The organism is Sutterella sp. (assembly GCF_030539355.1).
GTDB lineage: Bacteria > Pseudomonadota > Gammaproteobacteria > Burkholderiales > Burkholderiaceae_F > Sutterella.
This window is the reverse complement of record NZ_JAUNSF010000079.1, coordinates 1-14,229: the sequence shown is the minus strand read 5'-3', so window position 1 is coordinate 14,229 and position 14,229 is coordinate 1. Positions and strand designations below refer to the sequence as shown.

Below are 14,229 nucleotides of genomic sequence, written 5' to 3'. Positions count from 1 at the left end.
CTACTACCCGAAGGTGGTAGCCTCAGATCAACCCACTCTTAACAGCGAAGAACCGAATTTATTGCTGAAGGAAAAGTCATGATTCATTACGACTCCGTTGAGGACGCGCTCCAGGCCCTCCGTGAGGGACGGGTCATCGTCGTCACCGATGACGAGGACCGCGAGAACGAGGGCGACTTCATCTGCGCGGCGGAGTTTGCGACGACCGAGCACCTCAACTTCATGGCGACCCACGGCAAGGGCCTCATCTGCATGCCGATGTCGACCGAGTACTGCGAGAAGCTCGGCTTCAAGCAGATGGTCCAGCACAATTCGGACAACCACGGCACGGCCTTCACGATCTCGGTGGACCACGTGAGCACGACGACCGGCATCTCCGCCGTCGAGCGCGCCGTCACGGCCCGCGCCTGCACCGCCGACGACGCCAAGCCCTCCGACTTCCGCCGCCCGGGCCACATGTTCCCGCTGCGCGCGAAGAAGGGCGGCGTGCTCGAGCGCAACGGCCACACCGAGGCGACCGTCGACCTCTGCCGTCTCGCAGGCCTGAAGGAAGTCGGTCTCTGCTGCGAGATCATGCGCGACGACGGCACGATGATGCGTGCGCCGGAGTTGGCCGAGCTCGCGCAGCGCTTCGGGCTCAAGTTCATCACCATCAAGGCGCTCCAGCGCTACCGCAAGCGCGTCGAGAAGCTCGTCGACAGCGTCACCGCGGTGAAGATGCCGACCAAGTACGGCAACTTCATGGCCCACGGGTTCGTCAGCCGCATCACGGGCGAGCACCACGTCGCGCTCGTCAAGGGCAATCTCGGCGACGGCGAGAACGTGCTTTGCCGTGTGCACTCCGAGTGCCTCACGGGCGACACGTTCGGGTCGCTCCGTTGCGACTGCGGCCAGCAGTTCGCCGCCGCGATGACGCAGCTCGAGAAGGAGGGCCGCGGCGTTCTCCTCTACATGCGCCAGGAAGGCCGCGGCATCGGCCTCATCAACAAGCTGCGCGCCTACGCGCTCCAGGAGCAGGGCATGGACACGCTCGAGGCGAACCTCGCGCTCGGCTTCGAGGGCGATGAGCGCGAGTACTACCTTGCCGCCCAGATCCTCCGCGCGCTCGGCGTGAAGAGCGTCAGGCTCCTCACCAACAACCCCGACAAGCTCGACCAGCTCTCCGAGTTCGGCATCGACATCTCCGAGCGCGTTCCGCTCGAGGAGGCCCCGACCGAGTACGACCGCTTCTACCTGAAGACGAAGCAGGAGCGCATGGGCCATCTCCTCAAGCTCGACGAGGAGTGAGATTCCGGAGCCTGCGGGTTCTGAACCTCTGAAGCAAAGCGCCTTTCTCTCTGACGGGGGAAAGGCGTTTTTCTTCGGTGCGGCTGTGATGCGGGGCCGGTCAGCCGGGCAGACCCCAGATCGGGAGCGCCGTGAAGATCCGCGGGATCCGCAGCGCGGCGGCGAGCGACTTGTGGGCGTCCGTGACGCCCTCCCACTGCCAGCCGCTCTTCTCGAAGCGGCAGAGCGTCACGGTGTCGAACTGGTGGCGCAGCTCCACGGCGGTTCTCTGCGAGTCGCGCCCGCGCTGCCAGCCGTGGCCGACGGGCGAGATCCTCGGGAAAGCGGCCTCGAGACGGCGGGCGACGTCGGTCGCGATCGTGAGCGCGACGAAGCTCACGATGAAGCGGCCCGTGACGATGCGCTCGAGGTGCGAGGGATTGACGTCCGGGTCGAAGACGGCGTTCTCGGGGCGGAAGCACTTGCGGATCAGCTCCGCCGAGCGATAGGCCGAGAGCACCTCCGCGGGTTCACAAGGCTTGGTCGAGACGACGGCGAAGACGCCGAGGCCCGGCGTCACCGCGTCGATCATGTCGTCGAGGCGTTTCAACGAATACATGCCGTCCTCGCCCAGGTACACCTCGTGGAACTTGAGGAAGGGGCTCTTCATCAGCGCCTTGCGCGTCGCGGAGCTCGCCTTGCCTTCCTTCCAGTCGGCCTCAAATGTCTCGATGCTCCCGAAGAGCGCCTTCATCGCCTCGCTTCTCAGCGCCTGGTCGAGGAAGATGTGCACGGGCACCATGCGCTTTCTGCCCATCTTGGTCGGCCGGTTCACCTCGACGGTCATGCCGAAGCAGTCCGTGCCGGGGATCTTGTGCGCGCTCTTCGTCAGTTCGTCGGCCGCCTTCTTCATGACCTCGCGGATCACGGGATCCTCGTGGTCGGTCCAGAGGAGCGCAGGCCGCCCCTGGTCGAAGAGCTTCTCGGCGAGCTCCCAGGAGAAGTGCTCCTCGCCCATGACGGCGGGCAGGACGTTCCCGGTCATCGAGGACGGGAAGAAGTCGGGGAGCGACGCGACGTTCGTGAGCTTCCCCGGCGGGATGTGGAAGCTCACCGGCACGCCCGACGTGAGGCCGGTCTCGAGCACGAGGCCCGTCTGCCTCCAGAAGATGTCGCGGACGATGCCGCCCGAGGGCGTGCGCACGACGCGCACCGCGTCGGTGACGTCAATCTCGATGCGCTTTTCGTTCCCGAGCCGTGCGGCGCGCGCCGCGAAGAACTTCCGGCGCGACTCCTGTGACGACGCGACCGTGACGAGGATGCGGTTCATCTCGGTCGCGGACACGGGGTATCTGAGCGGGAGCAGCCGGTTCTGTTGCCAGCTCTCGAAGAGCCTCGGGCTCTGGCTGCCCGTGAGAAGAAGCTGCGCCGCGGCCGAGAGGATCACGCCTGCGGCGTCGCGGTTCCAGGCCTTCTCGAGGTCGTCCATCAGTCCGGTCTCGATCGCCACGGTGTGGAGGAGCGGCAGACCGCCCGCGATCACGCGCCTCGAGGGCCGCGCGGCCGGCGAAGGCTTCGGCGTCGGGCGGACCGTGCTCGCGCACTTCTCGCCCCCGGCCTGCAGGTGTTTGTGGTACTCGTCGTTCGAGAGAAAGGCGCCGTTGACGATGTAGCCGATGTACTTCCTGCGCTCCTTGCCGCGCTTCGCCTCCGTGTCCCAGTAGTACTCGCGCGTCACGACCCTCAGCCGCCCGCGGTCCGAGACGATCTTCGCCTTCGGGTTGTCGTCGGGAAAGTTCCTGACTTCGGCGGGGGCGGGGATGTGAGTGAGGGGTGAGGTTGTCATGGCGGGCTCCGGGATCGTACGGGAGTTTATTCCCGGAGTCCGTACGTGTACATACGTAATTAGGTGGAAGCGCCTGTATACGGGCGATTCAGGGAAAACCCTTCCCCGTCGTATGCATCGGGGAAGGAAGCGCTTCAGAACGTGCGGATGACCGCGCCGCTGTAGTTGTAGACGCGCGTGGTGCCGTTCTCGAACTGGATCGCGACCGCGCCGCGCGTGCAGAGCGTGTGGAGCATCGTGCCGCGGGAGGCCGAGTAGAGGCGGGCGGAGCCGTCGCGCTGCACGACCACGGCGACGTCGTTCGCGTCGTCGCAGCCCGTGGCCACGGCGTTGCCGCTCAGGGTGCGCCGTCAGCCGCCGCTGCCCGCGTCGCGGATGGAGGCAATGCCGCTGCGGATGATGCTCATGAGGCCCATGGTCTGACTCCTTGTTTGTATCGGGGATCGGTCCGGGGCTGGTCCCCCGGACCGGATGCTCAATTCTAGAGGAGAGCGGAGGGATGAAGGTCCCGTTCTGACGCAGGTGACTCGGGGAGATTGCCGCGTCACCGTCGGCCTCAGAAGGTGCGGATGCAGACGCCGTTGGGCTTGAAGACCTTGGTCTTGCCGGTGTCGAGCTGCACGGCGATCTGTTCGCCCGAGATGCTGCAGTTGACCGCGCCGCGGTTTACGAGCGTGAGGATGTGGGAGAGAAGGGCGGTCAGTCTCATTTTTCTCAATGAGACCCTTGGGTTCGTTGAGGTATTACCGGAAGGAATCTGTCGCGGACTGACCAGCGAGGAGCAGAATTTTTGTCATCCCCGGATCGAGGATCCGGCAGGAAAAGAACAATCCGCGGCACCTGAGCCCCTCCGGATCCCGAGCAGTCCACCGGGATCGGAGACCTCCGCCGCCCGCCGGCCGTCCCGCTTCCGGTTGAACTTCAGGGGACCTGGCCGCACTGAATGGAAAGGACAGACATCATGCAGAAACGCGCATTCATCAAATCCGCTCTCACCCTCACCGCCGTCGCCGCGGTCTCGCCCGCCGCCGTCTTCGCGGCTCCCGAGGTGAGGAAGGTGAAGGTGGCCGTCACCGCCGGCCCGCACTCCGACATCGTCACGAAGGCCGCCGAGGTCGCGAAGCGCGACGGCTTCGAGATCGAAGTGGTCGAGTTCACCGACTACATCACGCCGGACACGGCGCTCGCCGAGAAGCAGCTCGACATCGCGGTCTATCAGCACGAGCCGTTCCTCACGTCCTTTAATAAGAACAAGGGCGCTGATCTCGTTGTCGCCGCGCCGGCCGTCGTGCAGCCGATGGGCCTCTACTCGAACCGCGTGCACTCGCTCGAGAGCATCCCGCAGCGCGCTCAGATCGCCATCCCGAACGATCCGTCGAACGGCGGCCGTGCGCTGATCCTGCTGGACAAGGCCGGCCTCATCAAGCTCGCCAAGGATGCGCCGGCGCTCCCGACTGTGATCGACATCGCCGAGAACCCGAGGAAGCTGCGCATCGTCGAGCTCGAGGCCGCTCAGCTCCCGATCTCGATCGCGGACCTCGACGTCGCCTGCGTCCCGATGAACTACGCCGTCTCGGGCGGCCTTGACGTGCACAAGCAAGGCTTCTACTTCGAGTCCCGCGAGGCGAAGTTCGCGCTGATGATCATTGCAGCCCGCCGCGACAACGTGAACAACCCCGAGGTGCAGACCTTTATCAAGTACTACCAGAGCCCGGAGGTCGCGGACTTTATCAATACGAAGTTCAACGGCCAGATCCGCCCGGCCTGGGTCAAGTAACCCATTGCCTTGGACTGCGCTGACCCTGTGATACACGGGCGGCGCAGCGTCTGGAAAGCGCCCGGTTTGTCCTCTCGCGGCAGGCCGGGCTTTCTGCTGTCTGGAAAACGCGCGTCATGTCTGCCTCGGGGTGGGTGTGTTTTTATGTCGCCGGGCGGGTGCGTTCTGATGTCGCCTGGCGTTTTAGGACCGGAAAACGCGGTCTGAAGGCGGTTTTCGGTGCTTTCCGCCGCTGAAAGCGGCACTTTTTCTACAGAAGAGTGCAGGTTCACGTTGAGGTATTACCACGACCCCTGCAAATGACAGTGGCGGACGGTGAATGTCACAGGGCAGAATTCCCTGACCGGCGATCGCGGATCCCGGAACAGACACTCTCCGCGGCATGAGGCCCCGGGTCGTGAGCAGCCCACCACGAACGGAAGTGCCCGCCGCAGCAGCCTCGCCTCGCTCATCTCATCTCTCTCCAAAGAGCGAAGGCGACACTTAACGCAAAGATTTCAAGGACACCCATCATGCAGAAGCGCACCCTTATCAAGACCGCCCTGACCCTTGCCGCCGTGGCCGCGGTCACCTTCACGACGCCGCTCACCTCGTTCGCCGCCGATCTCAAGCCCGTCAAGGTCGCCGTCACCGCCGGCCCGCACGCCGACATCGTCACGAAGGCCTCCGAGGTCGCGAAGAAGAACGGCTTCAAGGTCGAGGTCGTCGAGTTCACCGACTACATCACGCCGGACACCGCGCTCGCCGAGAAGCAGCTCGACATCGCCGTCTACCAGCACGCCCCGTTCCTGAAGAGCTTCAACAAGAACAAGGGCACCGACCTCGTGGTCGCCGCTCCCGCCGTCGTCCAGCCGATGGGCCTTTACTCCAACAAGTTCCACTCGCTCGAGTCGCTTGAGAAGGGCGCCCGCGTCGCGATCCCGAATGATCCGTCGAACGGCGGCCGCGCGCTGATCCTCCTTGCCAAGGCGGGTCTCATCACGCTCGCCGACGATGCCCCCGCGCTCCCGACCCCGCTCGACATCGCCAAGAACCCGAGGAATCTCCGCATCGTCGAGCTTGAGGCCGCCCAGCTCCCGATCTCCATTCAGGATCTTGACGTCGCCTGCGTCCCGATGAACTACGCCGTCTCCGGCGGTCTCGACGTCAAGAAGCAGGGCTTCTACTTTGAATCGATGGAAGCCGAGTTCGCGCTGATCATCATCGCCGCGCGTCCGGACAACGTCCAGAGCCCCGAGGTTCAGGCCTTTATCAAGTACTACCAGAGCCCGGAAGTCGCCGAGTTCATCAAGGGCAAGTTCAACGGCCAGATCGTTCCGGCCTGGATCAAGTAATCCACGTCTGAGAGGCGCGCTTCCCTCAAAGCGGAGCGCGCCGGAGGCTCCTCCCGCACGCCCGAGGCACACAGTGCCCCGGGCGTTGTGCATTCAGCTGGCGTGACGTGCATCACTGCTGATCTGAAGCCGGGGTTCCCGGGGAGGATCTGCTCCGCTGCCGCGGCAATCCTCGCTTCCCTTGGTCAAAATAGACCTGAAGTCGTATGCGCTTCGCCGCGCTAGACTTCTGCGAGTTGCTCCGGATTGCCTGAGCGACAGGCACAGAAAGAAAAATGACCGCGCCCGCCTGATGTCTGAAGAAGCTGCACCGGACGGGCGGCACGCAGAAAGAGGAAACATATGATTCCGACCCGGCATCCCATGCAGGACATCATCGACCGCCGCGGCGCCCTCATCATTGACGGCGCCATGTCCACGGGGCTTGAGTCCCTCGGCATGGTCCTGAACGATTCGCTCTGGAGCGCCCGTGCGCTCATCGAGCGTCCCGATCTCGTCCGCGAGGTTCACCGCCAGTACTTCGAGGCCGGCGCCAACGCCGCCATCACGGATTCCTACCAGGCCTCCGAGGCGGGCTTCGCCGCCAAGGGCTTCCCGCCCGAGCAGACCCGCGAGTACGTCCGCAAGAGCGCCGAGCTCGCACGTGAGGCCAAGAACGACTACCTGCTCGAGCACCCGGACGTCGAGCCGGGCGATCTCATCATCGCCGGCGCGATCGGTCCCTACGGCGCGTACCTCGCCGACGGCAGCGAGTACACGGGAAACTATTCGCTCACCCGCGAGGAGTACGTGAAGTTCCACGAACTCCGCCTCAATGCGCTCATTGACGGCGGCTCGGACATCATCGCGATCGAGACCCAGCCGAGGCTCGACGAGATCGAGGCGCTTCTCGGCATGATCGAGAACCGCGACATCACCTGCTGGGTGACGGTCACGCTGAAGGACGGGAAGATGCCGGACGGCACGGATCTTGAGACGCTCGCGAAGGTGCTCGACGCGAATCCCCAGGTCGAGGCCTTCGGTCTCAACTGCGTGAAGCGCGAGTGGGTGGAGGAGGCGCTCCTCAAGATGCGCGCCCACACCAAGAAGCCTCTCGTCGTCTACCCGAACTCGGGCGAGACCTATGACCCGGTGACGAAGACCTGGCACGCCGCCGGTCCGCACGCCAAGGGCTGGAGCCACTTCGTTCCGCTCTGGGAGAAGACCGGCGCGGTCTGCATCGGCGGCTGCTGCCGCACGCTCCCGCACGACATCGAGGAGATCTCGAGGCTCGTGGGAGCGGCGCGCGAGGGCTGATCACGCCCTGAAAAATGGCCGGCGAAGCGCCGCACTCGGCGCTTCACTGGCCCTGATCAAGAAAGGGGAATCCACAGAAATGCGGGTTCCCCTTTTTTTCGGCTTCGGTAAACAGAACCTGTCGTTTACTTGATCACGCCGCAGGCGAGGCGGGCACCGCCGCCACCGAGCTTGGCGGGATGGTCGTGGTAGTTGTCGGATCCTACGTGAATCATGACGGAATGATCGATGAGCTCCTTGACGCTCTTGATCTTCGGAGCGAGGACGGGCGTGTTCGCGGTGCCGTCATGGGCGACGTAGAGGCTCGGAAGGTCGCCCTTGTGGCCGTCATCGGACCACGGGAAGGAGTGCTGCCCCTTCTTCTCCGGATCCCAGTGACCGCCCGCCTTCATGGCGAGACCGGCGTCGGTCGCGCCGCAGTCCGGGTTCTGGTGGATGTGGAAGCCGTGCATGCCCGGGGCGAGATCCTTCAGGTTCGGGTAGAAGGCGACGCCGTAGGGCGTCGTCACCGCGACGACCTGGCCGACGGCCTTGTTGCCGTCCTTGCCGAGGAGGTCGATCGAGATGACCACCTTCTCAGGGGCGGACATCGGGTCGTAGAGCTTCGTCTGATCGGCGTCAGCGAACGCGGCGCCGGCGGCGGCGAGCAGGGCGGCGGAAACGACGGCGGCGGCAAGCTTTTTCATAGGAATTCTCCTCTGTTTTGTTTGGATGACAGAAGGCTACCCGATAGCTGAATACAATAGGGAACGGGTTGGAGATAAATTTTTCTATCGTTCCGATAGGCGTAGGACTTTTGGATAACTTAGGAAAATCATAGTAATAGCGATCGGACGCACACACGGTTGCAGCTCGACATTGAGGAGATCTCGAGGCTCGTGGGCGCGGCGCGCGAGGGCTGCTTCACCCGTGAAAATGGCTGGCGAGCCTCCTCAGGAGAAACTTCACCGGCTCCGACCATAACCGGGGACTCTGCGGAAATGCAGGGTCCCCATTTCTTCGGTTGCGACAAAAGGATCACAACGACGTACTTTTACCCGAGTTGAGGATCAAAGGATCAAAAAAATATATGTAGACTTATTTGAGTTGGTATTGATATGATTCAAAAAAATGAAACAGAGGATCAACCATGCCTACCGGAAGAAAATTTCCAGCCAGGTTCGCCGACAAGGCTTCGGAGAGCAATTTCCTGAAGTGGTCGGCGGCTCAGATGACCATTTACAACTCGAAGGTCCAGTGGCACATCTACAGCTACCATCTCGCCAAGATGGCGGGATGCGAGCCGGATCCGCCGGATCAGAAGTACGCGCATCTGATCTACGAGCCGTTCACGACGGACCTTCATCTTGAGTGGATGGAGGGTGTCCCGCGGCAGGTGTTTCGCATCGGGGCGACCATGTTCTACCGCAGCGTCAAGAACGCGATGGCCGGGCTCTCGCACCGCCCGGTGGAGAAGCGGATCAAGGCCGCTGACCGTACGCTCTGGCTGGTGCCGGAGCTCTACACGATCCTGCCGATGAAGGGCAATCGCTTTATGATCACCTTCGGCACGCAGACCATGTACGGCGGTCGCATCATCGTCAATGCCCACCGTGACTGGACGGAGCCGAAGTCGATCTGGATCAAGACGCACGGCCGGCATCTCTCCGTGTCCTTCGCGCAGGATCTGCCTGACGAACTCCCGAAGGAAAAGCGCGAAACGAAGGAGGAGATGGCTGTGCGGCTCGCCATGAAGCCTCGCGAGGAACTCCTGGCCGGCACCAAGGGGTGCGACCGCGGCGTCGTCACGCCGCTCCAGACCCAGGAGGAAGGTTTCCGCATCTCGCGTGTGGAGAAGACCCGCATGCGCGGCAAGCGTCGGCACCAGGTCTCGCTGCAGAAGAAACTCGCGCGCCAGGAGTTCGGCAGCAACGGGTGGTACAAGACGAAACTCAAGCTCAACGAGACTCACCGCTACGGCACGAACGTCCGTGACAATTTCGCGCATCAGGTCTCGCACAAGCTGGTGTCTGATCCGGCGACGCTCCTCATCGGCTTTGAGGATCTCCTCGCCGAGCAGATGGCCCGTGCACCGAAGCCGAAGTTCAACAAAAACGGCAAGGCGATCAGGAACGGGCGGGCGTTCAAGAAGACGCTCAACCGCGGTATCTATCTGAGCATCTGGGGAAAGCTCTTGAAGTTCACCGTCTACAAGGCCGAGCGTGCCGGCAAGCTCGTCGTGACCGTCCCGCCCCGGGGAACCTCGGTCACCTGCCCGGTGTGCGGCACGGCTGATGCGAAGAACCGCCCGAAGCAGGCGCTCTTCGCCTGCGTCAACCCGGAGTGCGGGTTCAATGCGGATCACAGTCTCTCCGCAGACCAGGTGGCGGCGATGAACATCGCCGCGCGCGCGGTGGAGATGGTGCTCACGAACAAGGTGAAGACCAAGTCGAAGAAACGCACGATGCGTATGGCAAAGAAGAAAAAGGCGGCCGACCAGCCTGAGCCCGCGTCGCTTTTCGATGACGAAATCACCCCCGCGAATGTCAGCGACAGCCCCGGCGAAGCTTCTGTCGAACAGAGGAAGGCGTCGGGTGAGTAAAGCCCTATTGCCATGATTTTGGAATGTCGATCAATAGATCAAAAATATGAACACATCTTGACAAACTATCGGAAGAACATGCTAGAATTCAGTTCACTCAATGAACGCTATTTCTGAGTCGAAAGACCGGGATCCGTTCAATGCAAGGTAGGACCGGAGTGGTCCGAACCAGCGTTCTCCCCTGGGGAGAACTGCGAAGCCGGTGGAGCCGTGAGTCTTGCGGATGCATTCGTTTCAAGTCGGGTGCGATCCGCGAGCAGGCTGCGAAGCCGGAAGCCTCGCCCTTGTCGGCGATGCAGCTCATCATCCATCCTATGCCCATGGTGAATGGGGATCGGCAAGAGGATGACTCCTCCGGGGAGCGTTTGTCTGCCCGGAACCAAATTCGGAGTGCACGCGGACGACGGGCTTTTGGGTCAGGTGTCCGCGGGCACAGGTCTCTACGGTAGGGCAGGGGCTGCCCGAACCAGCGCTTTCCTTTGGGGAGCTGCGAAGCCGGTGGAGCCGTGAGTCTTGCGGATGCATTCGTTTCAAGTCGGGTGCGATCCGCGAGCAGGCTGCGAAGCCGGAAGTCCGCCAGTCGGACAGCTCATCTGCCATCCTATGCCCATCATGGGTCAGGCAGTGGAGCGGCAATCCGCATGTGAGCTTCGAGAGCGCTGCTCCCGGGGCCACCCAGACAATCTGCACAGCGGGAAGCGCTCGGCCGGGCGCTTTCAGCAAGGTAGGGCCGGGACGGCCCGAACCAGCGCTCTCCCTCGGGAAGAGCTGCGAAGCCGGCGGAGCCGTGAGCCTCGCGGGTGCATTCGTTTTTCAACGGGTGCGATCCGGGAGCAGGCAGTGAAACCGGAAGTCCGCCACACGGACGGTCCATTTGCCAGCCAATGCCCATCGGCATCAGGACAAAGGCAATCTTCAGAGGCTGCGGGCAACCGTCAGCCTCGTTTTTTGGATCAGCTCTGCGCCCGGGCAGTCGCCGGGCGGAGCGACTGCGGGGGCGCACCGGCGAACGGCGACCTAAAAAATGGCGCTCCTCGCTGCGGGGGAGCGCCGGTCTCTGAAGCTTCCGCCCCTCCGGAAGGCGTGATCGGGGACACGCCGCCCCGGCGGAAGATCGTCGGTACACATCCGGCCGGTGGTGAAACGGTCAGCAAACGCTTCGCTACACGCCGCGAGTGCGCCTGTTTTGAATGAGTGAACGGCCTCCTTTTTTTTCAGCCCTCGGAGTCTCTGTTCGGTCCTTTAACTCCTTCGGGCGATCTGCCGTTCACAAGTCATTTTCGCCCCCGGCTCCGCCTCGGTTGTTGATCCCGGGCAACCTTGCCGTCCTCTTTCCTAGAACGGTCGTTCAGAAATCGCGGAACCTAAAGAAATCTTTGAAAAATCATTAAACAGGAACTTTCCCGTATTGACAATTCAGCCCGAAAGCTGTACCGGTTTCCGGTTCCGAAGCTCGGTGACATTCCTCTGGACACCGGATCTGTCGCGTCAGGGGAACACTTTCAAATCGATGCAGAACTTTCCGAATGCCTGATTCCCTCCCTGGTCAGAAGTCCGGGAAATTTCAGTGACGGGTTGGATCCGTAATCGTCTTCGAGGCTTCAGCACCGCAGGAACGGAGATTCGGCGGACAAAGCAAAGGCGGATCCCCTCGTCGGAGATCCGCCTCCAGTTGTGCCGGTGCTCTCTCAGGCTTACTGCCTCAGTTCCCTCGGGAAGCGCTCCGCGGCGTATTCCGCGGCCGGGAGGCTCGCGCGCAGCGGGTTGATGTCAATGCCGCCGCGGCGGGTGAAGGCGGCCTGCACCTCAAGGAACTCGGGCGCGAAGCGCGTCCTCAGGTCATGGAAGATCTGCTCGACGCACTGCTCGTGGAAGCCCCTGTGGCAGCGGTAGCTCGCGAGGTACTTGAGCAACGACGCCGGCGCGGGGCCGCTGCCGCGGAACTTGACCGACACCGACGCGAAGTCAGGCTGGCCCGTGACCGGGCAGAGCGAGCGGAAGAGGTTCGTCATGTAGTGAACCTCTTCACCAGCGGGCTGTGCCTCGGCTTCGAGGAGCTCGGGCGCCACCTCGAAGGTGTCGCACGCGGTCTCCGGGCAGAGCTTCTCGAGGCAGACGCCGGGCATGGCCGAGACCTGCGTGGCCCACTCGCCCTCGGGGTGGAGCGCCACCGTGACCGGGCCGCCGGCGGCGGCCGAGAGGTCACGGGCGAGGGCGGCCGTCACGGCCGCGCGACCCTGGTCCCCGCCCTCGAAGCGCGTCATCGCGAAGCTCATCGCATAGAGCTTCAAGGACTTCGATTCGATGATCGAGGGCGTGGAGGCCGGGACGGTGAGCTCCACCGCGGCCGCCTGGGGGAGCCCCCGGGCATTGAGCCAGGAGAACTCATAGAGGCGCCAGAGATCCGCGCCCGTGAAGTCATGGTCCCCGATCGCATCGCGGCCGAGGCTGCGCGGAATCGGCGTCAGCAGCTCGGGCGAGTAGGCGTCGGCGTAGCTCGTCGCGTGGCCGAGCTTCGTCCCCTTGGGTTCGGGCATGAGTACGGGCATCGGAACTTGTCTCCTCTATATGGATGTCAGCGGACGCGCATTATGCACGCCTCACGCCTTCTCCGTGCCGGGGATCGGCGTCGCGAGCTTCTCGCCCGCGAGCATGCGGCGGACGTTCTCGACGACGAGGTCCTCCATGATGGCGCGGGTCTCGACCGTCGCGGAGCCCTGGTGCGGGGCGAGAAGAACGTTCTTGAGCGGGAAGAACTCCGGCTCCACGTTGGGCTCGTGCTCGAAGACGTCGAGCGCGGCACCGGCGATTCTCTTTTCCTCGAGCGCCTTGATGAGCGCCTGGGAGTCGACGAGCGCGCCGCGGGCGATGTTGACGAGGAAGCCGTCGGGGCCGAGGGCCTCGAGCACCTTGGCGTCAATGAGGTGGAAGGTCTCCGGCGTCGCGGGGATCACGACGATCAGCACGTCCGCCCAGCGGGCGAGCTCGACCTCGTTCTCGAAGCGCTGCCAGGGCACGTCCTTCGGGGAGCGCGAGGTGTAGCCCACTTCCATGCGGAAGGCTTCGCAGCGCTGGGCGACGATGCGGCCGATGCGGCCGAGGCCGGCGATGCCGACGCGCTTGCCCGCGATGCGGCGGCCGAGCGGGAAGGGCTCGTTCGGCCAGCGGCCGGCGCGCACGAAGGCCTCGCCCTCGCCGATGCGGCGCGTGATGCCGAGCATGAGCGCGATGGCGAAGTCGGCGACGTCCTCGGAGAGCACGTCCGGGGTGTTCGAGCAGTAAAGCCCGCGGCGGGCGATCTCGGGGATGTCATAGCCGTCGTAGCCGACGCCGTGCACGGCCACCATCCTGAGGTTCGGGTAGAGGTCGAGCTCCTCCTTCCCGGCCTTCAGGTTCGAGGCGCCGAGCAGGATGTCGACCTGCGGGGCGATCTCGGCGAACTCGGCGGCGGTGAGCTGATCCTTCGAGAGCACCTCGCAGAAGGGGGCGAACTTCGCGAACCAGGGCGGCACGTCGAACTTCGTGGAGATGAGGCTCAAAAGGAGCGGACGGTTGTTGCGCATGGGAGCACCTCGAAGAAAAAGCGGTGACGGAAGACGGTCTGAAAAGTCTATACGGGAAATCCCGCCTCTGGAAACGCCTGCCGCGCCTCCCCGCCTCTTTTGCCGCCTCATTCCATTCGCGTGGACACACAGGCTCCCCATCAGGCGAAAGTCAAAAGTCATCCGCAATGCTTCGGGTTTTCACGGGGAGGGAGGAATTGATGGTAACCGCGGAATTTTGGACACCCGGCGTGTCAGGCATTCCTCATCCTGCGACAGATCTGATCCTATCCCGGCGTCCTTTGAAAATTACCCCGTGACACCGGCGTTCAGGCCGTTTTCCCCGCCCTGTTCCCGCCGCGTAAACACAGTGTTCCGCCCGGGGCGACAATCGGAATTTATCTGAAACAATTCGGGTTACTACGGGGAGGGGCTTGCCGATATAATCCGCCCGTCAGGCTGACCGTCGTGAAGGTGTGTCCTTATCGCGCACTGTTCGCAGACATACCCGACGTCGCCGGACATCCGTCCCGAGACCTCAGCAAGCCTCGCCCGTCCTCGACCGATGACGGGCGGTTTTCTTTTTT

General features: G+C 63.4%; 11 protein-coding genes. 5 read left to right on the top strand and 6 right to left on the bottom strand.

Features of this window, described 5'->3' with window-relative positions:
* Positions 1-78 precede the first annotated feature (78 nt).
* Positions 79-1,287 carry a bifunctional 3,4-dihydroxy-2-butanone-4-phosphate synthase/GTP cyclohydrolase II gene (locus tag Q4F91_RS10085; RefSeq protein ID WP_303337322.1) on the top strand — a complete coding sequence of 403 codons (1,209 nt, stop codon included), beginning with the start codon at positions 79-81 and terminating at the stop codon, positions 1,285-1,287.
* 100 nt (positions 1,288-1,387) lie between these two features.
* Here Q4F91_RS10085 and Q4F91_RS10080 read toward each other — a convergent pair whose 3' ends face one another.
* The 3 genes from Q4F91_RS10080 to Q4F91_RS10070 all read right to left on the bottom strand — a co-directional run bounded on the left by Q4F91_RS10080 (position 1,388) and on the right by Q4F91_RS10070 (position 3,821).
* Entirely contained in the window at positions 1,388-3,112 is a 1,725-nt protein-coding gene (locus tag Q4F91_RS10080; RefSeq protein ID WP_303337321.1) for a hypothetical protein, read from the bottom strand.
* A 134-nt stretch (positions 3,113-3,246) separates the two neighbouring features.
* On the bottom strand, positions 3,247-3,438 hold the full coding sequence (locus Q4F91_RS10075; RefSeq protein WP_303337319.1) for a hypothetical protein: 192 nt from the start codon (positions 3,436-3,438) through the stop codon (positions 3,247-3,249).
* 230 nt (positions 3,439-3,668) lie between these two features.
* Positions 3,669-3,821, bottom strand: coding sequence for a hypothetical protein (locus tag Q4F91_RS10070; protein WP_303337317.1), 153 nt, complete (start codon positions 3,819-3,821; stop codon positions 3,669-3,671).
* A gap of 252 nt (positions 3,822-4,073) precedes the next feature.
* Here Q4F91_RS10070 and Q4F91_RS10065 point away from each other — a divergent pair, with 252 nt between their 5' ends.
* From Q4F91_RS10065 to mmuM, 3 genes are all read left to right on the top strand, one after another.
* Positions 4,074-4,889 carry a MetQ/NlpA family ABC transporter substrate-binding protein gene (locus tag Q4F91_RS10065; protein ID WP_303337315.1) on the top strand — a complete coding sequence of 272 codons (816 nt, stop codon included), beginning with the start codon at positions 4,074-4,076 and terminating at the stop codon, positions 4,887-4,889.
* Between the two features lie 512 nt (positions 4,890-5,401).
* On the top strand, positions 5,402-6,223 hold the full coding sequence (locus Q4F91_RS10060) for a MetQ/NlpA family ABC transporter substrate-binding protein (protein ID WP_303337313.1): 822 nt from the start codon (positions 5,402-5,404) through the stop codon (positions 6,221-6,223).
* Positions 6,224-6,565: 342 nt separating this feature from the next.
* On the top strand, positions 6,566-7,519 hold the full coding sequence (gene mmuM, locus Q4F91_RS10055) for a homocysteine S-methyltransferase (protein WP_303337312.1): 954 nt from the start codon (positions 6,566-6,568) through the stop codon (positions 7,517-7,519).
* 125 nt (positions 7,520-7,644) lie between these two features.
* Here mmuM and Q4F91_RS10050 read toward each other — a convergent pair whose 3' ends face one another.
* Entirely contained in the window at positions 7,645-8,205 is a 561-nt protein-coding gene (locus Q4F91_RS10050; protein ID WP_303337310.1) for a superoxide dismutase family protein, read from the bottom strand.
* A 524-nt stretch (positions 8,206-8,729) separates the two neighbouring features.
* Here Q4F91_RS10050 and Q4F91_RS10045 point away from each other — a divergent pair.
* On the top strand, positions 8,730-10,100 hold the full coding sequence (locus Q4F91_RS10045) for a transposase (protein WP_303337308.1): 1,371 nt from the start codon (positions 8,730-8,732) through the stop codon (positions 10,098-10,100).
* Between the two features lie 1,694 nt (positions 10,101-11,794).
* Here the strand turns inward: Q4F91_RS10045 and Q4F91_RS10040 are convergent.
* Both Q4F91_RS10040 and Q4F91_RS10035 read right to left on the bottom strand, forming a co-directional pair.
* Positions 11,795-12,649 (bottom strand): NADPH-dependent 7-cyano-7-deazaguanine reductase, encoded by an 855-nt coding sequence (locus Q4F91_RS10040; protein WP_303337306.1) that lies wholly within the window; start codon positions 12,647-12,649, stop codon positions 11,795-11,797.
* A gap of 51 nt (positions 12,650-12,700) precedes the next feature.
* Positions 12,701-13,663, bottom strand: a complete 963-nt coding sequence (locus tag Q4F91_RS10035; RefSeq protein WP_303337304.1) for a 2-hydroxyacid dehydrogenase — start codon at positions 13,661-13,663, stop codon at positions 12,701-12,703.
* Positions 13,664-14,229 lie beyond the last annotated feature (566 nt).

What these genes read in the sequence shown, in the direction of transcription:
- Q4F91_RS10050 (WP_303337310.1), bottom strand. Translation starts at nt 8,205, where the DNA reads ATGAAAAAGCTTGCCGCCGCCGTCGTTTCCGCCGCCCTGCTCGCCGCC.
- Q4F91_RS10080 (WP_303337321.1), bottom strand. Translation starts at nt 3,112, where the DNA reads ATGACAACCTCACCCCTCACTCACATCCCCGCCCCCGCCGAAGTCAGG.
- Q4F91_RS10085 (WP_303337322.1), top strand. Translation starts at nt 79, where the DNA reads ATGATTCATTACGACTCCGTTGAGGACGCGCTCCAGGCCCTCCGTGAG.
- Q4F91_RS10040 (WP_303337306.1), bottom strand. Translation starts at nt 12,649, where the DNA reads ATGCCCGTACTCATGCCCGAACCCAAGGGGACGAAGCTCGGCCACGCG.
- Q4F91_RS10070 (WP_303337317.1), bottom strand. Translation starts at nt 3,821, where the DNA reads ATGAGACTGACCGCCCTTCTCTCCCACATCCTCACGCTCGTAAACCGC.
- mmuM (WP_303337312.1), top strand. Translation starts at nt 6,566, where the DNA reads ATGATTCCGACCCGGCATCCCATGCAGGACATCATCGACCGCCGCGGC.
- Q4F91_RS10045 (WP_303337308.1), top strand. Translation starts at nt 8,730, where the DNA reads ATGACCATTTACAACTCGAAGGTCCAGTGGCACATCTACAGCTACCAT.
- Q4F91_RS10065 (WP_303337315.1), top strand. Translation starts at nt 4,074, where the DNA reads ATGCAGAAACGCGCATTCATCAAATCCGCTCTCACCCTCACCGCCGTC.
- Q4F91_RS10035 (WP_303337304.1), bottom strand. Translation starts at nt 13,663, where the DNA reads ATGCGCAACAACCGTCCGCTCCTTTTGAGCCTCATCTCCACGAAGTTC.
- Q4F91_RS10060 (WP_303337313.1), top strand. Translation starts at nt 5,402, where the DNA reads ATGCAGAAGCGCACCCTTATCAAGACCGCCCTGACCCTTGCCGCCGTG.